The organism is Streptomyces sp. NPDC101160 (assembly GCF_044768205.1).
Taxonomy (GTDB): domain Bacteria; phylum Actinomycetota; class Actinomycetes; order Streptomycetales; family Streptomycetaceae; genus Streptomyces.
In genome coordinates, this window is record NZ_JBIWPJ010000008.1 from 12944 (window position 1) to 33411 (window position 20468).

Annotated in this window: 18 protein-coding genes; 7 read left to right on the forward strand and 11 right to left on the reverse strand. The window is 75.3% G+C overall.

Going from position 1 to position 20468, the window contains the following annotated elements; translation table 11 throughout:
• Positions 1 to 73: 73 nt before the first annotated feature.
• The gene (locus tag ACIRSU_RS25795) at positions 74 to 544 is read left to right on the forward strand and encodes a Zn-ribbon domain-containing OB-fold protein (RefSeq protein WP_403796545.1); all 471 of its coding nucleotides are present in this window, start codon (positions 74 to 76) and stop codon (positions 542 to 544) included.
• A complete protein-coding gene (locus ACIRSU_RS25800; protein ID WP_403796548.1) occupies positions 541 to 1728 on the forward strand; it encodes a lipid-transfer protein in 1188 nt (395 codons plus the stop codon). Before ACIRSU_RS25795 ends, ACIRSU_RS25800 begins: the two co-directional genes overlap by 4 nt.
• A gap of 41 nt (positions 1729 to 1769) precedes the next feature.
• Here ACIRSU_RS25800 and ACIRSU_RS25805 read toward each other — a convergent pair whose 3' ends face one another.
• The 4 genes from ACIRSU_RS25805 to ACIRSU_RS25820 are packed head-to-tail and all read right to left on the reverse strand — an operon-like array spanning position 1770 to position 6112.
• Positions 1770 to 2381, reverse strand: a complete 612-nt coding sequence (locus ACIRSU_RS25805; protein ID WP_403796551.1) for a GTP-binding protein — start codon at positions 2379 to 2381, stop codon at positions 1770 to 1772.
• Positions 2362 to 2781 (reverse strand): DUF742 domain-containing protein, encoded by a 420-nt coding sequence (locus ACIRSU_RS25810; RefSeq protein ID WP_403796553.1) that lies wholly within the window; start codon positions 2779 to 2781, stop codon positions 2362 to 2364. The genes ACIRSU_RS25805 and ACIRSU_RS25810 overlap by 20 nt, the downstream gene beginning before the upstream one ends.
• 14 nt (positions 2782 to 2795) lie before the next feature.
• Positions 2796 to 3236, reverse strand: coding sequence for a roadblock/LC7 domain-containing protein (locus ACIRSU_RS25815; RefSeq protein WP_403796555.1), 441 nt, complete (start codon positions 3234 to 3236; stop codon positions 2796 to 2798).
• Positions 3233 to 6112, reverse strand: coding sequence for a nitrate- and nitrite sensing domain-containing protein (locus ACIRSU_RS25820; RefSeq protein WP_403796557.1), 2880 nt, complete (start codon positions 6110 to 6112; stop codon positions 3233 to 3235). Before ACIRSU_RS25820 ends, ACIRSU_RS25815 begins: the two co-directional genes overlap by 4 nt.
• Before the next feature lie 460 nt (positions 6113 to 6572).
• Between ACIRSU_RS25820 and ACIRSU_RS25825 the strand changes: the two genes are divergently transcribed.
• Entirely contained in the window at positions 6573 to 6956 is a 384-nt protein-coding gene (locus ACIRSU_RS25825; RefSeq protein ID WP_403796559.1) for a hypothetical protein, read from the forward strand.
• 22 nt (positions 6957 to 6978) lie between these two features.
• On the opposite strand, the gene ACIRSU_RS25830 is transcribed toward ACIRSU_RS25825, so the two are convergent.
• Both ACIRSU_RS25830 and ACIRSU_RS25835 read right to left on the reverse strand, forming a co-directional pair.
• Positions 6979 to 7626, reverse strand: a complete 648-nt coding sequence (locus ACIRSU_RS25830) for a response regulator (protein ID WP_403796562.1) — start codon at positions 7624 to 7626, stop codon at positions 6979 to 6981.
• A complete protein-coding gene (locus ACIRSU_RS25835) occupies positions 7611 to 8891 on the reverse strand; it encodes a sensor histidine kinase (RefSeq protein WP_403796563.1) in 1281 nt (426 codons plus the stop codon). Before ACIRSU_RS25835 ends, ACIRSU_RS25830 begins: the two co-directional genes overlap by 16 nt.
• A gap of 152 nt (positions 8892 to 9043) precedes the next feature.
• On the opposite strand from ACIRSU_RS25835, the gene ACIRSU_RS25840 reads away from it, so the two are divergent.
• Positions 9044 to 9490, forward strand: coding sequence for a hypothetical protein (locus ACIRSU_RS25840; RefSeq protein ID WP_403796566.1), 447 nt, complete (start codon positions 9044 to 9046; stop codon positions 9488 to 9490).
• A 7-nt stretch (positions 9491 to 9497) separates the two neighbouring features.
• Here the strand turns inward: ACIRSU_RS25840 and ACIRSU_RS25845 are convergent, their stop codons facing one another.
• From ACIRSU_RS25845 to ACIRSU_RS25865, 5 genes are all read right to left on the reverse strand, one after another.
• Positions 9498 to 14354 (reverse strand): hypothetical protein, encoded by a 4857-nt coding sequence (locus tag ACIRSU_RS25845; protein WP_403796569.1) that lies wholly within the window; start codon positions 14352 to 14354, stop codon positions 9498 to 9500.
• Between the two features lie 59 nt (positions 14355 to 14413).
• On the reverse strand, positions 14414 to 15313 hold the full coding sequence (locus tag ACIRSU_RS25850) for a hypothetical protein (RefSeq protein WP_403796572.1): 900 nt from the start codon (positions 15311 to 15313) through the stop codon (positions 14414 to 14416).
• Positions 15310 to 15822, reverse strand: coding sequence for a hypothetical protein (locus ACIRSU_RS25855; protein ID WP_403796576.1), 513 nt, complete (start codon positions 15820 to 15822; stop codon positions 15310 to 15312). Before ACIRSU_RS25855 ends, ACIRSU_RS25850 begins: the two co-directional genes overlap by 4 nt.
• Positions 15819 to 17345 (reverse strand): hypothetical protein, encoded by a 1527-nt coding sequence (locus ACIRSU_RS25860; protein WP_403796578.1) that lies wholly within the window; start codon positions 17343 to 17345, stop codon positions 15819 to 15821. Before ACIRSU_RS25860 ends, ACIRSU_RS25855 begins: the two co-directional genes overlap by 4 nt.
• A gap of 107 nt (positions 17346 to 17452) precedes the next feature.
• On the reverse strand, positions 17453 to 18148 hold the full coding sequence (locus ACIRSU_RS25865) for a GntR family transcriptional regulator (RefSeq protein ID WP_403796581.1): 696 nt from the start codon (positions 18146 to 18148) through the stop codon (positions 17453 to 17455).
• 65 nt (positions 18149 to 18213) lie between these two features.
• Here ACIRSU_RS25865 and ACIRSU_RS25870 point away from each other — a divergent pair, with 65 nt between their 5' ends.
• The 3 genes from ACIRSU_RS25870 to ACIRSU_RS25880 are packed head-to-tail and all read left to right on the forward strand — an operon-like array spanning position 18214 to position 20467.
• Positions 18214 to 18984, forward strand: a complete 771-nt coding sequence (locus tag ACIRSU_RS25870; protein ID WP_403796584.1) for a LamB/YcsF family protein — start codon at positions 18214 to 18216, stop codon at positions 18982 to 18984.
• Entirely contained in the window at positions 18981 to 19607 is a 627-nt protein-coding gene (locus tag ACIRSU_RS25875; protein ID WP_403796586.1) for an allophanate hydrolase subunit 1, read from the forward strand. The genes ACIRSU_RS25870 and ACIRSU_RS25875 overlap by 4 nt, the downstream gene beginning before the upstream one ends.
• The gene (locus ACIRSU_RS25880; RefSeq protein WP_403796589.1) at positions 19604 to 20467 is read left to right on the forward strand and encodes a biotin-dependent carboxyltransferase family protein; all 864 of its coding nucleotides are present in this window, start codon (positions 19604 to 19606) and stop codon (positions 20465 to 20467) included. Before ACIRSU_RS25875 ends, ACIRSU_RS25880 begins: the two co-directional genes overlap by 4 nt.
• Position 20468: the final 1 nt, after the last annotated feature.

The window sequence follows — 20468 nt, forward strand, 5'->3', positions numbered from 1 at the left end:
TCCCTCCTCCCGCACGGCCGTGCCAGACTTCTGATGCTCCGTCAGATGCCGGAGCCGACGGGAGGGACTACGGATGGCAGGCACGCGCAGGCCCGTGGTGACTGGCTGGTTCACCGACGACGTCCCGGACAGCGGGTTCCGGCTGCTCGGCACCCGCTGCACCGCCTGCGCGTCGGTCTTCTTCCCGCGCGTGGACGACTGGTGCCGCAATCCGCGCTGCCCCGGCGGGGGCGAGCTGGCCGGGACCCCGCTCTCCCGGCGCGGCACGATCTGGTCGTACACCGACGGCCGCTACCGCCCGCCCGCGCCGTACGTCTCCGATCCGGACGCGCCCTGGGAGCCGTACACGCTGATCGCGGTGGAGCTGGCGGCCGAGGCCATGGTGGTGCTGGGGCAGGCGGCGCCGGGGGTGCGGACGGCGGATCTGGCCGTCGGCGCGGAGGTCGAGCTGGTGCCGGGGGTCCTGAACGAGGACGACGAGCACACCTGGACCACCTGGCAGTGGCGCCCCGTGGGTCCGTCCGTGGAAGGGGGCCGGGCATGAACGACGTCGCCGTGCTCGGTGCCGGGATGCATCCGTGGGGCAAGTGGGGCCGCAGCTTCGTCTCGTACGGCACGGCGGCGGCCCGGGCCGCGCTCGCCGACGCCGGTCTCGACTGGTCCGACGTCACGTCGGTCGTCGGCGCCGACACCGTGCGCGGCGGCTACCCCGGTTACGTGGCCGGGGCCACCTTCGCGCAGGCGCTGGGCTGGCAGGGCGCGCGGGTGACCAGCGTGTACGCGGCGTGCGCGTCCGGGGCGCAGGCCGTGGGCACGGCCCGGGCGCAGATCCTCGCCGGGCTCGCGGACGTGGTCCTCGTGGTGGGCGCGGACGCGGCGCCGAAGGGTTTCTTCGCGCCGGCGGGCGGCGACCGGCCGGACGACCCGGACTGGCTGCGGTTCCGCGTCCTGGGCGCGACCAACCCCACGTACTTCGCGCTCTACGCCCGGCGCCGGATGGCGCTGTACGGGGACACGCCGGAGGACTTCGCCCTGGTGAAGGTGAAGAACGCGGCGGCGGGCGCGCTCAATCCGCTGGCCCGGTACCGGAAGGCGGTGAGCGCGGCGGAGGTGGCGGCGTCGGCGGTGGTCGCCGATCCGCTGCGGCTGCTCGACATCTGCGCCACCTCGGACGGGGGCGCGGCGCTGGTCCTGTCGAGCATGGAGTTCGCGCGGCGGCACGGGCGGCCGGACCCGGTGCGGATCCGGGCGGTGTCGACGGTGACCCCGACCTACCCCAGGACGGTCCTCGACCTGCCCGACATCGCCACCGACTCGGCCGTCGCCTGCTCCCCCGCGCCGCACACCTTCCGGGCGTCGATCGCCCGCGCCGCGTACGAGGAGGCCGGGCTCGGGCCGGAGGACCTGTCGCTCGCGGAGGTGTACGACCTGTCCACGGCGCTGGAGCTGGAGTGGTACGAGGACATCGGGCTGTGCGGGGCCGGTGAGGGCGCGAAGCTGGTACGGGACGGGGTCACCGCCCTCGGCGGGCGCGTCCCGGTCAATCCGAGCGGTGGCCTCGCCTCCTTCGGCGAGGCCGTGCCCGCGCAGGCCATCGCGCAGGTCTGCGAGCTGACCTGGCAGCTGCGGGGCACGGCGGGCGACCGGCAGGTGCCGGGCGCGCGGGCCGGGATCACCGCGAACCAGGGCCTGTTCGGCCATGGTTCGGCGGTGGTGGCGGTCCGGTAGGACGTACGGGACGGTCGGGCCCGCGGGTTACGGCGGGTGGCCTAGCGGGTCGCGGCGGCCGTGGGGTGTTCGGCCAGGACCAGGGCGTGCTGGACGACGGCGACGAGGACGTTCTTGACGGACTCGCGGTCGCGGGCGTCGCACATCAGCAGTTCGACCTCGGGGTCGAGGTCCAGGGCGCCGCGGACGGCGTCCGCCGGGAAGCGGCGGGCGCCCTCGAAGCAGTTGACGGCGACGGTGAAGGGGATGCCCCGGCGTTCGAAGTAGTCGATGGCGGCGAAGCTGTCCTCCAGGCGCCGGGTGTCGGCGAGGACGATCGCGCCGAGCGCGCCCTGGGCGAGCTCGTCCCACAGGAACCAGAAGCGGTCCTGGCCGGGCGTGCCGAACAGGTAGAGGACGAGGTCGTCCCGGAGCGTGATGCGGCCGAAGTCCATGGCGACGGTGGTCGTGGACTTGTTCTCGATGCCGTGCAGGTCGTCGACCGGCCGGCCCGCCTCCGTGAGGACCTCCTCGGTCCGCAGCGGCCGGATCTCGCTGACCGCGCCCACCAGCGTGGTCTTGCCCACCCCGAAGCCACCCGCGACAAGGATCTTCAGGGTCATCGGCTCGACCGGCGGGTGGGTGCGGCTGGTGCTAGAGCGCCCGAAGGCCATTGATCACCTCGCGAAGGATGCTCACGTCCGGCAGTTCGGCCGGCGGAACGGGGCGGGTCACATGGACAAGCTGGTCGTCGACGAGGTCGCCGACGAGGACCCGTACCACCCCTACGGGGAGGTCGAGTCCGGCGGCGAGTTCGGCGATCGACTGCGGCTGCTCGGAGCAGCGTTCGACGATATCCACGTGCTCGGGGGACAGCGTCTGGTCGCGGCCGGGGTCGTCGGCCGCCGGTTCGGGCACGACCACCGCGATCAGGTCCATCCGGTGCTGGCCCGCGGCGCTGGTGCGGCCGCGGGTCATGGCGTACGGGCGGACCACCGGGCCCGCCTCGTCGTCGTACCAGTGGCGTGCCGGGTCCTCGTGGGACCGGTCCGCGCCTCTCATGCCGTCACTCATGCCGTCCCCCTTACTCATCCTCCGGTGGGCAGCCCGGACCGGGGCGCCGTGGTGAGGTGGGCACCGACCCTCTTGACCATGAGGGTCATCTCGTACGCGACCTGGCCGACGTCCGAGTCGGCGTCGGCGAGCACGGCGAGGCAGCTGCCGTCACCGGCGGCGGTGACGAACAGGAAGGCGTCCTCCAGCTCGACGACGGTCTGCCGGACCCTGCCCGCCTCGAAGTGGCGTCCGACGCCCTTGGCCAGGCTGTGGAAGCCGGAGGCGACGGCGGCGAGGTGCTCGCCGTCCTCGCGGGTGAGGTCCTGGGAGGCGCCGGTGGGCAGGCCGTCGCTGGAGAGCACCAGCGCCTTGCGGATGGAGCCGACGCGCTGGACCAGTTCGTCGAGGAGCCAGTTCAGCTCCCCGTTGCCGTGGGTGGAGCTGTGCGGTGCTGCGGCGTTCGGTGCGGTCATCGACCGTCCCCCTCGGGTGTCGTTCCTGGTGCTGTCGTTCCTGGCGCTGTCGTGCCGGCCGCGGTCGTGCCGGCTGCCGTCGTGCCCGGCGGCGTCGTGCCCGGTGCCGTGATGTCGGACCCCGTCGTGCCGGACCCCTTCGTCCCGGGTCCCGCCGTGTCCGGTCCCGCCGTGTCCGGTCCCGACATGTCCGTTCCCGCCGGGCAGGCCGGTGTGGCCGGTTCGGCGTTGCGGCGCCGGCCGCGCTGCCAGCCGCGCTGCATGGCGGCCATCCGGCTGCGCACCTCCTCGGCGTCGCGCTCGAAGGAGTCGGGCTCGGCGGCGCCGGCGGCCGGGAGCGGTTGCTCGCCGGTCCGTTCGCCGCTCTCGCGCAGCTGGGGCGCGAGGCTGGCCTGGCGGACGCGGCGGGGCAGCCCGGCGAACGGGGCCGGTCCCTCCTTCGGTCCCGGCGCCGGTGCCGTTCCCTTCCCTGGTCCCGATCCCGGTCCGGGTACGGGGACGAGCGTGGGCGCGGGGCGGACGCGGGCCAGCTCCATCGTGTCCTCGGGGCCGGGGGCGCCGGAGGTGCCGGAACCGGTGTGCGACCGGCCGCCCGGCTCGTCGAGGCGGCGGCCGTGGTCGACGACGAGCGTCGGCGGGCGGCGGCGGGGCAGCGGGCCGGCGTCGTCGGCCGACTCGCCGGCCGCGGTCGGGTGGTGCCGGTGCTGGTCGCCGCGGCGGCGGTGTTCGCGCGCCCGGAACAGGCCGCCGCGCTCGCTGTCGGTGTCGAGGAGGTCGTCCGCCCCGCCGAGCAGCTCGTCGAAGGCGTCGCTGCCGAGCGGCGGTTCGAGTTCGACGGGGCCGTCCAGGGCCGGGCTCGGCACCTTGGTGAGCGCGGGGCGCCGGCTGGGCAGTACGTCCGGGCCGGTGGCGTGCCCGCTCTCCGCGTCCGCGCGGTCGAGGTTCTTGCGGTCCAGGCGGAAGCCGGCGCCCTGCGTCTCGGGGGCGTCGGTGAGCAGCGCGGCCGGGATGAAGACGACCGCGGTGGTGCCTCCGTACGGCGAGGGCTGCAGCGAGACGCGGACGTTCTGGCGCTGGGCGAGCCGGCTGACCACGAAGAGGCCGAGGCGGTCGGTGTCGGAGAGCTCGAACTCGGGGGTCTCGGCGAGCCGGAGGTTGGCGTCGAGCAGGGCGTCGGGGTTCATGCCGAGGCCGCGGTCGTGGATCTCCAGGGTGAAGCCGTTGGCGACGCGCTCGCCGAGCACCTGGACCGCGGTGTGCGGGGGCGAGAACACGGTGGCGTTCTCCAGGAGTTCGGCGATGAGGTGGGTGAGGTCGGCGACGGCGGGGCCGCCGACGCCGAGCCGGGGCAGCCGGCGGACCTCGATGCGCTCGTAGTCCTCGACCTCGGCGACGGCCGCGCGGACCACGTCCATCAGCTGGACGGGCTTGCGCCACTGGCGCGAGGGGGCGGCGCCGGAGAGGATCACCAGGCCCTCGGCGTGCCGGCGCATACGGGTGGTGAGGTGGTCGAGCCGGAACAGGTCGGCGAGTTCGTCGGTGTCCTCGGTGCGCCGTTCCATGGTGTCGAGCAGGGTGAGCTGGCGGTGCAGCAGGACCTGGTTGCGGCGGGCCAGGTTGACGAAGACCTCGGAGACGCCGCGGCGCATGTCGGCCTGCTTGACGGCGGCCTCGACGGCGGCGCGCTGGAGGGTGTTGAGGGCCTGGCCGACCTGGCCGACCTCGTCCTCCTCGTACCGCAGGTGGGGCACCTCGGTCTCGACGTCGACGGGTTCGCCGGCGGCGAGGCGGCGCATGACGCTGGGCAGCCGGACGCCGGAGACCTCCTGGGCCTCCTTGCGCAGCCGGCGCAGGTCGCGGACGAGTTCGCGGCCGATGCGGACGGAGACGATGACGGAGACGAACAGGGCGACGAAGCCGAGGACGCCCGCGATGCCGGCCTTGATCAGCACGTTGTACGCGACGGGCTGGACGCGCTCCTGATAGCGGTCGCCGGCCGCGGTGTTGTCGTGGGCGAGGGCGTCCAGGACGGGCGTCGCCTGCTGCTGCCAGCGTTCGGCGGAGACGGCGCGCGGGTGGTCGGTGGCGCCGGCGTCGATGAGCGACTCCTCCGCCTTGCGCAGCGGCGCGGTGTCGGCGCCGGCCCAGTACTGCTCGAAGCGGTCGCGCTCGGAGACCGGCAGGATCTCCAGGTTGGTCTCGTAGAGCAGCTTGCGGCCGGCGACGAGGTCGGTGATGGTGCGGACCTCTTCGGCGGTGACGCGTTCGGCGATGAGCGCGGAGACGGCGAGGGCGTCCTCGCGGGAGAGGAGTTCGCGGGCGCGGGTGATGCCGACGAGGGCACGGCCCTGCTTGTCCATCTCGACGTTCTCCAGCGCGTGGAGGCTGAGCAGGAGGCTGTAGCAGGGGTCGACGAGCCGGCTGTAGAAGTCGAGGGCCTGCATCCGGCCGATGCTGCGGTTCTCGACGGAGCGGCGCAGCGCGGAGAGTCCGTCGAGGCCGTCGAGGACGGTGGCGAGCCGCCGGGCGGTGATCGGGTCCATGTCGCCCTTGACGCCGGGTTCGGCGGCGTTGCGGCGGATGAGGGCGATCTGCCGGTCGGTGGCCTCGCGTTGTTCGCGCAGCCGGGTCATGGCCTCGGCGGCGCGGGGGTCGGCGAGGTAGACGAGGGACTGGCGGCGTTCCTTCTGGATGACGCGCGCGGTGTCCTCGATCGGGTAGCCGATCTTCTTGACGATGTAGCCGACGTCGAGGAGCTGACGGGCCTCCCGGCCGGTGAGTACCGTCGCGAAGCCCCACAGGCCGGTGAGGGAGACGAGCGGCACGAGCAGCAGTGCCACGATCTTCCGGCGGATGGACTTCCCGCGAAAGCGCATGGCCTCCCCCAGCTCGGCCTCCGCGGCCGCGGAGGCTCCTCACATCGTCGCGACCGGCGTCAACACGTGGGGTCAACACGCGGCGTCAATCTTCGGCTTCAAGTAAACGGCGGCGCGAGCCTACTACTGCATCACAGCCATCTCGAAGACACGTCCGGACGATTTTCAGCCGGTCGAGTGAGTGTTGATCATGAGATGTCCCGGTATTCGGGGAGTTGGGTTCCGCCAGTGTGGCGTAGGACACCTGACAGTCCGGTGACAGTCCGGCATTTTCCGTCCCTGGACAGATGGCTGGAATTGTTCGTTCCGCTCGCACGCGCTGATCAGGCGGCGAGGACCCCGGCGAAACCTTTTCCCACCCTCGTGCGTCATTCTGTACCGGGGAGGGTTGTGTCCGCGTAAAGCGGCCGAAGACGGGCAGCCGACCTGAAGACGTTCGGTGGTGGGGAGTGACAGCGCGATGGAGCACGAGGCGCGGCCGGTGCGGCAGTTGTGGGTGGAGGACGAGAAGGGCCGGCGCCGGATGCCCGATCCCGTGCGCACGGCCGCGGTCCGGGCCGTGCTGCTGACCTCGGTGACGCTGATCCTGGCGACGGTGGCGTTCCTCTGCTCGGTCACCGGATCGTGGATCGCGTTCCCGGCGACCGTCGCGGCGGTGGCGGGCACGGTGGTGACGACCTGGAGCGTGCTCGACGTCTGGATCACCCGCCAGGTGTGGCGGCAGCGCAACGGGGTCGTCTCGGAGCCGAGCAGCGCGGAACGCAAGCCGCGGCGCCAGCGCCGCAAGGAGGAGCGGGCCGCCGAACGGACCGCCGACGCGGGGGCGCTGTCGGAGGCGACCTAGCCCGACTCCCGCCCGACTGCTCCTAGTTGTTCTCCAGGTACGTGAGGACCGCGCGGACGCGACGGTTGGTGTTGTCGTCGTCCGTGATGCCCAGCTTGCCGAAGAGCGACGTCGTGTACTTGCCGACGGAGCCCTCGCTGAGGAAGAGGCGCCGGGCGATGGCCTGGTTGGACAGTCCCTCGGCCATCAGGCCGAGCACGGCGTGCTCGCGCTCGGTCAGCCGCTGCAGGCCGCGGTCCGGGGCACCGCCGGACAGCAGCTTGGCGATCACCGCCGGGTCCAGGGCGGTCCCGCCGTCCGCGACGCGTTCCAGGGCGTCGATGAACTGGTCGGCGTCGAAGACGCTCTCCTTCAGCAGATAGCCGACGCCCCCGGAACCGTCGGCGAGCAACTCACGAGCGTACAACTGCTCGACGTGCTGGGAGAGGATCAGGACCGGCAGTCCGGGCATCTCGGCGCGGGCGGCGAGGGCCGCCCGCAGACCCTCGTCGGCCTGGGCCGGCGGCATACGGACGTCGATGACGGACACGTCGGGCCGCCAGGTCCGCAGGGCGTCGAGCGTCTCGGGCCCGGTGGCCGCGGTGGCGACCACCTCGTGCCCGAACGCCTCGATCAGGCGGACGAGTCCGTCTCGCAGGAGGTAGAGGTCTTCGGCTACGAGTACGCGCATGGCACCGCCATCCTGACACGGGTCGGGCCGTCGGCGGGGCTGGTGATCTCCAGAGTGCCGTCGAAGACCGCGAGGCGGCGGCGCAGTCCGTCGAGCCCGCCGCCGGGCCGCGGTTCGGCGCCGCCGCGCCCGTCGTCCTCGACCTCGGCGACGATGCCGTGGTCGTCGCGGGTGAGCGTGACGCGGGCGCGGCCGGCCCGGGCGTGCTTCACGGCGTTGGTCAGCAGCTCGGCGACGCCGAAGTAGACGGCGGACTCGATGGGCGGCTCCAGGCGGTGCGGGTCGTTCCCCAGGCCCTCGGCGAAGGTCGCGGTGACGGTCACGTCGAGCGGGACGTCCAGGGCGAGGGCGCGGACCGCGTCGACCAGCCCCCGCTCGTTCAGTACGGGCGGGCTGATCCCCCGGACGAGCTCGCGCAGTTCGGCGAGCGAGGCGGTGGCGCCGGCCCGGGCGTCCCGCATGAGGGCCCTGGCCACCTCGGGGTCGGTCGCCATCAGCCTCTCGGCGGTGGCCAGGGAGAGCCCGAGCGCGACGAGCCGGGCCTGGGCGCCGTCGTGCAGGTCCCGCTCGATACGGCGGAGCTCGGCGGCCTGCGCGACCGTCACGTCGGCGCGCTGGGCGGTCAGTTCGTCGACCCGCTCGGCGAGGGCCATCGCCCGGGAGGGGCGCAGGAAGCGGACGGCGACCGGCCGGACGGGCCGCCAGGCGTACGGGGCGGAGCCGACGGCCAGGCACAGGCCGAGCGCTCCGGCGAGCCGGGCCGCGGGCTCCGGCCGGGTGAGCCCGAGGACGGCCGCCGCCAGCCCGGCCGGCGGGAGGGCCGCGACCAGTCCCGCCGTCCAGGGCGCGAGGACGGTGAAGCGGACGTCACGCCAGACGGCCGGGTCGCGCAGGCGGAGCCGTAGCCTCTGGTCCATGAGGGCGTCGCGGCGGGTGCGCTCGTACGAGAAGCCGTTCCACCAGAAGCCGGTGGACAGCCGCGTCACCGGCGCCGCCTGCAGATACCCGTCGGGGACGACGGTGCCGGTCCAGCGCGCGACGAGGAAGCGGACCGCCCCGCAGACCGGGCGGGACAGGGCGAAGGTGCCCACGGCCACCAGCACGAACGGCAGCAGCCAGGACCAGGGGTTGGCCGCTCCCCCGTGGATGCCGAGGGCCACGGCGGCGGCCCACACGGCCGGGACGAGCAGGGTCACGGCCGCGACGAGGCAGGCTCGTACGAATCCCACGCCTGCCCGTGCCGCCCACGCGCCCAGCTGTCTCATGGCTCTCCCCGTCGCGATGCCGATCAGTGGTTCCACTGTGCACCGCGCGGGGCCCGCCCGTGGCCTGCTCGGCCGGGGAGTGGGGCCGGCCCCACCCTGTCGTGGGTCCAGGCCGATACCGGGTCCTGGGCCCGCTTCGTAGCGTCGTCGGCATGGAAACCGAGACGAACACGAACGCCCACGCCGGCCTCGACGCCGGGGCCCGTACCGCCGTCAACACCGCCTTCGCCACCGTCAGGCGCTGCTTCGCGCTCTACGGCGCGCTCGCCACCGCCGGTCTCGTCGGCGTCGTCGTCCTCGCCGCCACCGGCCACATGGTCAACACCTTCATGTGGATCAGGGCGGTGCTGCTGCCCCTGGTCGCCGTCGTGCTCCACCGGCAGGCCGTCGCCGCCTCGCGGGGCTCGCGGCGGGCCTACGAGCGGGTGAGCCAGGTCTCCGTCGTCCTGCCGGTCGCGATCGTCGGCGTGGACCTGATCCCGGGTGTCTGCCCGCTCTGGTACGCGGCGACGCAGGTGGTCTGCATGCTGCCGGTCGTCGCCGTCGCGGTCGTCTCCCGGGGATCCGCGGTGCGTGCCGCGTTCCCCGGGAAGCGCTGAGCCCTCGTCACTCCTCGGCCGAGGCGGCCGCCTCCACCGGGGTGCGGCGGAACATCCGGGTCGCCGTGATCTCGCCGTGGATGGTCTCGCCCTCCGCGCTCGGCTGCGGCAGGCCCGGCCGCAGGTGCTCCTCGACGCTGATGTACTTCAGGCCCGCCCGCAGGTCGGCGTCGTTGCGAAGCCGGATGACCAGCGGGAACTCGGCGAGGGCCGTGGTGTCGAACAGGCCGGTCGTGTAGAGCAGCTGGACGCCGAGCGCGTCGGACACGGCCCGCTGGAGTTCCAGGAGGTACGTGGCGTTGGCGCGGCCGATGGGGTTGTCGAGGAACAGGGTGCCGGCGTGCCGGTGCTTGTCGCGGCCGCGGTCGTTGGAGCGGAGCGCGGCCATCGTGCAGTAGAGGGCGATGGCCGCGGTGAGCAGCTGGCCGCCGGAGAAGACGTCGCCCATCTGCCCGACGGGGACGCGCTCGGCGCGCAGCACCGCGTCCGGCTTGAGGATCTCGACGGCGATGCCGCGCGGTTCGAGCGCCGCCTGGACGCCGCGGAGCAGCAGGGACATGCCGTCGCGGCGCAGGTCGGAGTTCTTCTTCACGGCGGCGCGGGTGGCCTCGTCGATCACCTCGCCCAGGCGCTCGGTGAGCGTGGCCTGGTCGGGCTCCTCGAAGCGGATGCGCAGGAACTCCTGGCCCGACCACTCCCCCAGGCCCTCGGGCAGCCGGGAGAGGCGCTGGGCGGAGCGGAGCGTGGCGAGCGAGGACTCGACGAGCCCGCGCAGCCGGTCGACGATCGAGTCGCGGTTGCGCTCCAGCTGCGCCAGCTCGTCGGTGAGCACCCGCAGCCGGGGCGCGAACGCCTCGGCCCACTTGGCGGCGTGCTCCGGCAGCGCGGCGGCGGGCAGTTCGCGGATCTGCTGCCGGGCCGGGGTGCGGACCTGCTCGAAGCGGTTGGAGTTGGCGTGCCGGACGAGGATGTCGCCGGCCTCGCGGACGGCGGCGTCGGCGGCCGACAGCTCGGCGGCGCAGCCGCGCAGCGAACGGCGGGCCTCGGCGGCCGAGTCGCGGGCCTCGGCGAGCGGGCCGGGGTACGGCTCGGGCTCGTCCTGCTCCTCCTCCGTGTGGTCGCGGAGCAGGTCGCGAAGGAGCGCCGCGGTCTCGTCGAAGCCGCCGGCGGCGTCCTCGGCGGCCCGGTGGGCCTGGAGCAGTCCGGCGTGGGCGGCGCGCGCGGCCTCCAGGGCGTCGGTGCGGGCGCCGAGTTCGGTGGTGGCGGTCCGGAGCAGGGCCTGGGCGTGCTCGGCGTCGGCCGGGATGAGCTCCTCGGGCAGCTCGGTGTGCGCCTCGCCGTCCTCGGGCGCGAGGCGCTCGGCCTCGCCGCGCAGCCGGCCGAGCTTCTCGCTCGCCTCGGAGGTGCGCGTCTCCAGCTTCTGGACCAGGGCCTCCGCGCGGGCGGCGGCGGCCTGCCGGGACGGGCCGTCGGCGCCGTCGGTGGACTCCAGGAGCTGCTCGGCGCGGGTGCGGACCTTGTTGGTGAGCCGGTCGAGCTCGGCGAGGGCGGCGGACTCGTCGCTCTCGGCGCGGGCCTGCTCGGCGCGCAGGTCGGCGCCGACGCCGACCTTCTCGTACACCTGGGAGGCGGCGCGGTACGCCTCGCGGAGGGTGGGGAGCGCGGCGCGCGGGGCGTCGGCGTCCTCCTCCGGGAGGTTCTCGGGGGCGCCGGCGATCTCGGCGCGCTCGGCGCGCAGCGCGCGGGCGGTGCGGTGGGCGTCGTCGGCGGCGCGCTGGGCGGCGCGGCGGTCCTCGTCGGCGGCGCGGGCGCGCTCCAGGCAGGTCTGGGCGCGGGCCTCGGACTCGGCGGCCTCGTCGGCGAGTTCGCGGAGCTTCGCCTGCCAGGCGGAGCGCTCGCGCAGCCGGAACGCGAGGCCGGCGAGGGCGTCGGCGGCGCGGCGGGCGCGCTGGGCGGCCTCCTGGCGCTCGTCGCGCACCCGGGTGGCGTCCGCGGCGGCCTCGTCGGCCTCCGCCCGGACCGTACGGGCCTCGGCCAGCGCGGCGATCGCCGCCTCGGCGGCCGTGCGGGCGGTGGCGGCGGCGGCCGCGAGCTCGGCGAGCATGCCCGGCGGGCAGTCGGCGCGCCAGGCGCCGATGCGGGCGGCCAGCGAGCGGTCGCCGGTGAGCCGGGCGGCGAGGGTGCGGATCTCCTCGTCGCGGGCGGCGGCGCGGGCGCGCAGCGCCTGGCGCTCCTCGTCGGCGGCGTGCTCGTCGTGCATGGCCGGGTTCGGCGGGACGAGGAAGACGTCCGTCTCCTGCCCGCTCTCCGGCGCGGGCACCGGGGCGAGCAGGGCGGCGGCGGTACCGACGGCGACGGTGGAGCGGGGCAGCAGTGCGGCGCCGCCGAGCACCTCGCGGGCGCGGGTGTACGAGACGGGGTCGGTGATGACGACGCCGTCGACCAGCTCGGGGCGGGCGGCGAGGACGGCCGCGTGGTCGGCCGGGTCGACGGCCTGGGCCAGGTAGCGCCAGCCGGGGAGGGCCGGGATGCCGTGCTCGCCGAGGTACTCGACGGTGGCGAGGACGTCGGGGCCGGGCGGCAGCAGGCCGCCGTCGCCGAGGGCGCCGAGGATGCGGTTGTCGTCGGCGGCGGCGGTGCGCAAGTCGAAGAGCTGGCGCTCGGCGGAGGCGATGGACTGGTCGAGCAGGGCGCGCAGGTCGTCGGCGGTGCGGTCGAACTCGGTGACGGTGAGGGCGCCTCGGGCTGCGGGCTCGGAGCCGGCCGCGAGGCCGAAGGCCGCGCCGGCGACGGGCGCACCGGCGGCCGTGGTGCCGGCCGCGGCGCCGGAACCGTCCGGGGCACCGCCGCCGGTCACGGAACCGGCGCCCGGGCCGCGGGCGCCGTCGCGGTGGCCGTGACCGTCTTCGGCGCGGCCGGCACCCGCGTCGCCCTGCGCGCCACCGGCGGCCGGGGAGCCGGCGCCCGAGGCGGCGGACCGCTGGCCCGGCAGCGCCGAGCCGCCGGTGCCCGGCGTCGCGCCGGGCAGGGAGAGCAGTTCGGCCAGGCGCGGGTCGGCGGCCAGGGACTCGGCGGCGCGGCGCTCGGCGTCGTAGGCGTTCTCGGCGGCCTCGGCCGCGTCGGAGGCGCGGGCGGCGGCGAGTTCGGCGCGGGATTCGGCGGCGGCTGCCTCGCGGGCGCGCTCGGTGGCGGTACGGGCGGCCTCGCGGGCCGCGTCCCAGGCGGCGACGGTGGTCTTCTCGGCGTCGCTGGCGGCGAGCGCGGCGCGGGCCGGGTCGGCGTCGGGCGCGGTGTCGTCGAGCCAGCCGGCCCGGACGGCCTCGGCGGTCTCCTGCTCGACCTCGGCGAGCCGCTGGCGCAGGTGGCCGGCCTCGCTGCGGGCCCGCTGGGCCTCGGTGGCGGCGGCGGTGGCGTCGCGGTGGGCGGTCTCGCCGGCCTCCTGGAGGGCGGCCGAGCGCTCCTCCTCCTCGGCGGCGTGGCGCTCGCCCTCCTCGGCGGCGGAGGCGAGGGCCCGGACGAGGTCGGCGGCGGCCTTGGCGCGGGCGGCGAGGGCCGGGGCGGCGTCCCGCTCGGCCTCGCGGATGGCGGCCGCGACGCGCGCGGAGCGGTCGCTCGCGGCGCGGTGGCGGAGCACGGACTCCGCGGCCTGCCAGGCGGAGTGCAGGGTGCGGGCGTCGATGAGCTCGCGGCGCTGCGCGGCGGCACCCTTCTCGGCGGCGGCGAGGGCCAGCGAGGCGTGCCGGTAGGCGAGTTCGGCGGCGACGAGGGAGGCGCGGCCGCGCGCGGTCTCGGCGTCGGAGACTGCGTGCGCGGCGGAGGTGACCTGCTGGGCGAGTTCGGCGGCGCGGCCGCGTTCCTCGCCGGCGCGGGCGGTGAGCCGGCGGGCGAGGGTGCGGGTGCGGCGCTCGGCGCCGGCGTGCACGTCGCGGGCGCGGGCGCGGGTCTCGGCGGCCTCGACGATGCGGTTGAGGAGGTCGACGGAGCCGGCGGTGAAGTCGCGTTCGGCGGTGAGTTCGGCGCGCCGGCCGAGCTTGTTGCCGAAGCCGCTGACGAGGTCGGCGAGGCCGTCGGTGTCGCGGGTGTCGGTGACGGCGCGCAGCAGCAGGTCGGTGAAGTCGGAGTCCTTCTTGACCGCGAAGAGGCCGGCGGCCTCGCCCTCGTCGGCGTTCATCTCCCGCTGGTAGCGGAAGAGTTCGGGGTCGAGGCCGAGGTCGCCGAGGTGCTCGTTCCAGCGGTCGTGGATCTCCTCCCAGGAGACCTCCAGGTGCGGGTACGCCTTGCCGGCCTCGGTGAGGGCGTCGCGGAAGCCCTTCATGGTGCGGCGCCGGCCGGTGGCGCCGGAGGCGCCCTCGACGGGCGGGCGGACGGAGGTGGCCTCGGCGACGGGCAGGTTGTCGAGGCTGAGCCCGGGGCCGGGGCGGAAGGAGTACCAGGCCTCGGCGAACTTGCGCGGGTCGTTGGAGACCTGGCGGCCGCGCCACTCGCTGACCTTGCCGACGACGACGAGTTCGCCGGTGAGGGTGTGCTGCCACTCCAGGGCGACGTGGCCGCAGTCGTCGGCGAGCAGGAACTTCCGCAGCACGCCGGAGCTGGCGCCGCCGAGGGTGTTGCGGTGGCCGGGGAGCATGACCGAGAAGATCAGCTTGAGCAGGACGGACTTGCCGCCGCCGTTCTCCAGGAAGAGCACGCCGGCGGGGGCGGGGCGGCGCGGCGGGCCGACCGGCTCCTCCTCGAAGAACTCCGCCTGGGTGGGCGCGGGGTGGGGCACGGGCGCGCCGACCCCGCGCAGGTCGAGGACGGTGTCGGCGTAGCGGGCACCGGCCGGGCCGATGGAGTAGAGGCGGACCCGGGACAGCTCGTACATTGCGGCGGACTCTCGTGCTGGGAGTGGTCGGTTACGCGGGGCGGTGACGCGGGGCGCTGTTACGCGTGGAAGGGCAGGCCGGCGTCGGCGGCGAGCTCCAGGTCGTCGCCCTCGGGCGGCGGCAGGAGGGTCGCGGAGCCGTCGCTGACCGGGACGACGCCGAGTTCGAGGAGTTCGGCCATGGCGGCGCTGCCGGCCATGTCGCGGACCTGGAGCTGGTAGCGGGCGGTGGTGCGGTAGGAGCCGCCGGACTCGTCGCCGGTGCGCTGGAGGAAGCCGGAGTCGGTGAGGAAGGCGACGGCCTTGCCGACGATGCCGGTGGTGGAACCGGCCAGGCGGCGGGCGTCCTTCGTGGCGCCGGTGGAGCTGCGCCGGGCGTAGATCCGCCAGGCGGCCTCCAGACCGGGGGCGTCGGTCTCCGGATCGGTGTTCTCGCCCTGCTGCTCGGCGCGCTCTTCGAGGCGGCGGCACGCCTGGCGGACGAAGGCGTCGACGCCGTTGACGGTGAGGCGGCCGATGTAGCCGTCGTCGGCGAGGTCCTCGGGACGCGGGAAGGCCATGGTGGCGACGGCGAGGTGGGCGAGGCCGTGCAGGAAGCGGTCGGCGGAGTCGGTGGAGGCGCGGCGGGCGTAGTCGCCCATACGCACGGCGAAGACGGAGTCCTCGGCGGCGGTGACGGCCATGCCGGCGCGCGGGGAGACCTCCAGGACGACCAGGCCGAGGCCGGTGGCGACGGCGTCGGCGAGCCGCGCGAAGCCGGGGTCCTCGCGGTAGCGGCGGAGCAGTTCGCCGTACTCGGCGTCACGGGCGGGCAGCAGCTTGGGCTGCAGCCCGAAGGCCACGAGCCGGGCGGCGTCGGCCGCGTCGGCGGGGGTGAGCGCCGCCGGGGCCGCGGCCGGCGTCTGCGGGGCCTCCGGCTCGCTCCACGCGTCGGTGTGCTCGACGTGGTGTTCGCTCACGGCTGGGGCTCCTCGGTGCGGCGGTTCGGTGACTCGGTGGCGGGGGCGGGGGCGGGCAGGGGCAGTCGTACGGGCGTCACGGTGACGGGCGGCACGGTGGCGGCCGGCTCGGCCGCGGGCCGCTGGTTCCGCGGCAGCGGTACGGGCCGCACGAAAGCCCGCGGGGTGGGCGCGGCCGGGGTGCGGACGTCGACGCCGCGCACCCGGGGCCCGTCGCCGGGCACCGGCTCCTCCACCGCGTCGCCCGCGCTCGGCCGGCCGACGGTCACATGGGCCACGCGGGGGCCGGGGACGGGGCGGGAGGGGGTGGCGGGTGCCACGTCGGGGGCGGTCGCGTCGGGGGCGGTCGCGTCCGAGGGGCTCTCGCCCGCCGCGGTCGCGTCCGCGGGATTCTCGGACTGCAGGGCCTCGCCCGCCGGAGTTCCGTCCGTCGACGTCTCGCCCGCCCGGGTCTCCTCCTGCGCCGTCTCGTCCTGCGCCGTCTCGTCCTGCGGGCCGGGCGGGGTCACGTGGCCTCCGTGCGGTCGGCGGCCATGCCCACGGCGTCGAGGAGGGCGGTGCCGACGATGAGGTCGGCGCCGCCGAACTCGGGGTCGTCGAGGGTGGTGCCGTCGTCGACGGCGAAGAGGAGGCGCTCCTCTCCCTGGCGGTAGGCGGTGCCGACCGGCGGGCTGGCGGCGTGCACGGCGAGCAGGGCGACGAGGTAGGGCAGGTCGGGGTCGAGGCGGCGGGCGTCGGCGAGGAGGCCGGAGAGCCGGCGCGGGGCGTCGTGCTCCAGGTCGAGCAGCTCCATCGCGGTGGCCAGCTGCTCCTCGCTGAAGCGGCTGTCGTCGGGGGTGGCGATCAGGTCCGGCTCGGGCATCTCGGCGCCGAGGTGCTGGCGCTCCACGGGCGGGGTGAGGAGCAGGTCGACGAGGTCGGTGACACGGACCGCGGTGGGGGTGCGCAGGCCGGTGCCGTGGGCGAAGAAGGCGTCGGTGACCCTGGTGGCCTGCTCGACGGGGAGCGGCAGGATCGGGGCGACCAGCTGCCCGTACAGGTCGAGCCCGGTGTAGACGGTCGGTGTGGCGAACGCCTGCCGGTCCTGTTCGGCGCGGAAGAGCGGTCCGGCCTCCAGGAGGCGGGACTGGAGCTGGGTGTGGCGCCGGATGCAGTCCTTGACGATGTCGACGAGCTCGGCGGCGCGCCGCTTGTGCTCTTGGTCCTCGGCCTCGTCGCGGGCCTTGCGGATGTTGGTGAGGATCGCGTTCTCGTGGCGGTAGCGGTCGGCCACGTGGTCGAGCGCCTCGGCGATCATGTCGGGCACGGCGTTCAGCCAGTCGACCGCGCGGACGTTGCGCCGGGTGGCCTCCAGGGTGCGGCGGAGGGTCTCCGCGTACTGCACGGTCCGGTAGCGGGCCTGCTCGGCGGCGAGCTGGGCGTCGGCGAGCCGGCCCCGGCTGATCAGGACCTCCAGCTTGACCTCGGCGGCGATCTGGGCGCTGGTGACGTCGGTGTCGAGGGCGCCGACCAGCACGTTGACGGCCTCGTCGGTGGTGCGCAGATAGACCCCGCCGCCGTAGCCGGGGACCTCTTCGACGAGCTTGAAGTCGTAGTCACGGCGGGTGTAGACGCCGTCGGCGCCGAAGGTGCCGTAGACGGCGCGGAAGCCGCGGTCGACGCTGCCGACGTTGATCAGGTTCTCGAGGACCCAGCGGGCGACCCGCTCGTGCTCGGCGGCGGGGCGCTCGGGGGCCTGGGCGGCGACGCGGGGCAGCAGCCTGGCGATTATCTGCTCGTGGTCGGCGCCGGTGTCGAAGTCCATGTTGAGCGTGACCAGGTCGATCGCGGCGAGGGCGACCTCGGCCATCGCGTAGACCGAGTACTCGCCGGCCAGGTTCGCCTTGCGCACGTCCAGGTCGTGCAGCGGGGCGGTGCACGCGAGCGCGCGGAGCCGCCGCGCGAGCCCTTCGTCGGCGGCCGGGCCCTGCGCGGGGCGCGGCCCCGCGCTGAGCTGGGGCGGAGCGAAGTCCGTCGAGGCAGGCGAAGTCACGGTGCACAGATTAGGTCCTCGCACTGACAACGGTCGAAACGGCGCTTATACGGCCCGGGTCGCGGCCCCGGCCCGCGCGCCGCCCCGCCGCGCACCCGTGAGCCTCGTCACTTTCCCCGCTCGTCGACCGCCCTGGCGTACGCGTCCGTGATCAGTGTGCGGGAGTCGTCGAGGTAGCGGGCGAGGAGCCGTTCCGCCCGGTCGCGCCGACCCGCCTGCAATTCGTCCAGAATCTCCCGGTTTCGGGCGAGGTAGGGCTCGTGGAGTCCGCGGGGGTCGCCCACGGTGTGGAAGGCGAGCCGGAGTTCGGCGAGCACGCCCCGCATCAGTTCGTCGGTGCGGGCGCTGCCGGCCAGGGCGACGAGTTCGCGGTGGAAGTGGATGTTGGCGGTGGAGACGCCCGTCCAGTCCCCGGCCGCGGCCGCGCGCTCGCCCTCGGCGACGGCGGCGGCGAGCTCGTCGAGCGGGTACGGCGGCTCGCCGAGGCCGCGTACCACGGCGCACTCGACGAGCCGCCGGGTGCGGTGGATGTCGGCGACGTCGTCGACGGTGAGGACCCGGACGAAGACGCCCCGGTTGAGCCGGTGGACGAGCAGCCGTTCGTGCGTGAGCAGCCGGAACGCCTCGCGCAGGGTGTTGCGGGAGACGCCGAGCGCGCCGCAGATGCCGTCCTCGGAGAGGCGGGTGCCGGGTGCGAAGAAGCCCTCGGCGATGCGGCTGCGCAGGATGTCGGCGACCCGTTCCGCCGTGCTGGTGCGGCCCAGCAGGGCGCGGTCCTCGTGGAGTTCGCCGGTTCCGTCCATGGTGCCTTTCTTACATCGCGGACCCGACTCTTGTCGGATTGTTGAACGATCCTTACATTGCCTGAATGACCCGGGACTCGATCGACCTCAACGCCGACCTCGGCGAAGGCTTCGGCCGCTGGACGCTGACCGACGACGAGCGGCTGCTCTCGGTGGTCACCAGCGCCAATGTGGCCTGCGGCTTCCACGCCGGCGACGCGGCCACCATGCGGCGCGTCTGCGAGCTGGCGGCGGAGCGCGGGGTACGGATCGGGGCCCAGGTCTCCTACCGCGACCTGGCCGGTTTCGGGCGGCGCGCCATGGACGTACCGGCGGCGGAGCTGGCGGCGGAAGTGGCGTACCAGATCGGGGCCCTGGAGGTGTTCGCCCGCGCGGCCGGCTCCACGGTGGCCTATGTGAAGCCGCACGGGGCGCTCTACAACCGGGTGGTGCGCGACGAGGAGCAGGCGGCGGCGGTCGTCGACGGGGTGCTGCTCGCCTCGGGCGCCGCCGCCCTGCCCGTCCTCGGGCTGCCCGGCTCCCGGCTCCACGAGGCCGCTGTGAGGGCCGGACTGCCGGTGGTCGGCGAGGCGTTCGGCGACCGCGCCTACCGGGCCGACGGCACCCTGCTGCCAAGGGACCGGGAGGGCGCCGTGCTGCACGACGCCGACCAGGTCGTCGAACGGTCCGTGTCCATGGCCCGGTTCGGGACGGTCACGGCCCACTGCGGGCAGGCGGTGGCCGTACGGGCGCGCTCGCTGTGCCTGCACGGCGACACGCCCGGCGCCGTGGACCTGGCCCGGCGGGTGCGGTCCACCCTGGAGTCCGCCGGGGTCGTGGTGGAGGCGTTCGCGTGAGGGCGCGCGAGGTGTTCCGGGTCGGCGAGCACGGGCTGCTCGTCGAGCTGGCGAGCGGCGAGGCCATGGAGGCGTTCCACGCGGAGCTGCTGCGCCGCCGGGCGGAGGGCGTGCTGCCCGGTGTACGGGAGATCGTGCCGGCGGCCCGGACCGTGCTCCTGGACGGGGTGGCCGCGCCGGAGCGGCTGGCGGCCGAGCTGCGCTCCTGGGAGGTTTCCGAGGGGCACGCGCGCGTGGCGGCGTCCGTGGAGCTGCCGGTGCGCTACGACGGACCGGATCTGGCCGAGATCGCCGCGCTGTGGGGGGTGTCCGTGGAGGCGGCGGTGCGGATCCACTCGGAAACCGAGTTCCGGGTCGCCTTCTGCGGGTTCGCGCCGGGCTTCGGCTATCTCACGGGCCTCGGCGCGCGGTACGAGGTGCCGCGCCGGGCCACGCCGCGCACCGCCGTGCCGGCCGGGTCGGTCGCGCTCGCGGGGCCGTACACGGGCGTGTATCCGCGCTCCTCGCCGGGCGGCTGGCAGATCGTCGGCACGACGGACGCCGTCCTGTGGGACACCGGCCGCGAGCCGGCCGCGCTGCTCTCCCCCGGCACCCGGGTGCGCTTCACGGCGGCGGGCCGATGACCGGCCGCGAGCTCGCCGTCGTACGGGCCGGGGCGCTGACCACCGTGCAGGACCTGGGCCGCCCGGGCCACGCCCATCTCGGGGTGCCGCGCTCGGGTGCGCTCGACCCGGACACGGTACGGCTCGTCAACCGCCTGCTCGGCGACGACGAGGACCGCGCCGTCCTGGAGACCACGCTCACCGGCTGCGCGGTGCGGCCGCGCTGCGCGGTGACGGTGGTGGTGGGCGGCGCGCCGTGCGCGGTGACCGTGGACGGCCGGCCGGCCGCCTGGGGCGCGCCGGTACGGGTCGGGCCCGGGCAGTTGCTCGACGTGGGCGCGGCGGTGCGCGGGCTGCGCTCGTACGTCGGGTTCGGCGGCGGGATCGCCGTCGAACCGGTGCTCGGCAGCCGGTCCACCGACCTGCTGTCCGGCCTCGGGCCGGCGCCGCTGGCGGACGGGGCGGTGCTGCCGCTGGGGACGGACCCGGCCGTGCGGGGTCGGGTCGACGCTCCGCCGTGGCCGGGCCCGGCGGACGAACTCGTCCTGCGGGTCCGGCTCGGCCCGCGCGACCGCTGGTTCACGCCCGATGCCCTTCGGGCGCTGTCCACGCGCGCGTGGCGGGTCTCCGCGGCGAGCAACCGCATCGGACTGCGCACCGAGGGCCCGGCCCTGGAGCGCGCCGTGGCGGGTGAACTGCCCAGCGAGGGCATGCCCCTGGGCGCGGTGCAGGTGCCGCCGGACGGGCGTCCGGTGGTGTTCCTCGCCGACCATCCGACGACCGGCGGCTATCCGGTGGTCGCGGTGGTGCGGGAGGAGGACCTGGCACGGGCGGCGCAGGCGGTGCCGGGGACGGCGGTGCGTTTCGCCCCGTACTGCTGAC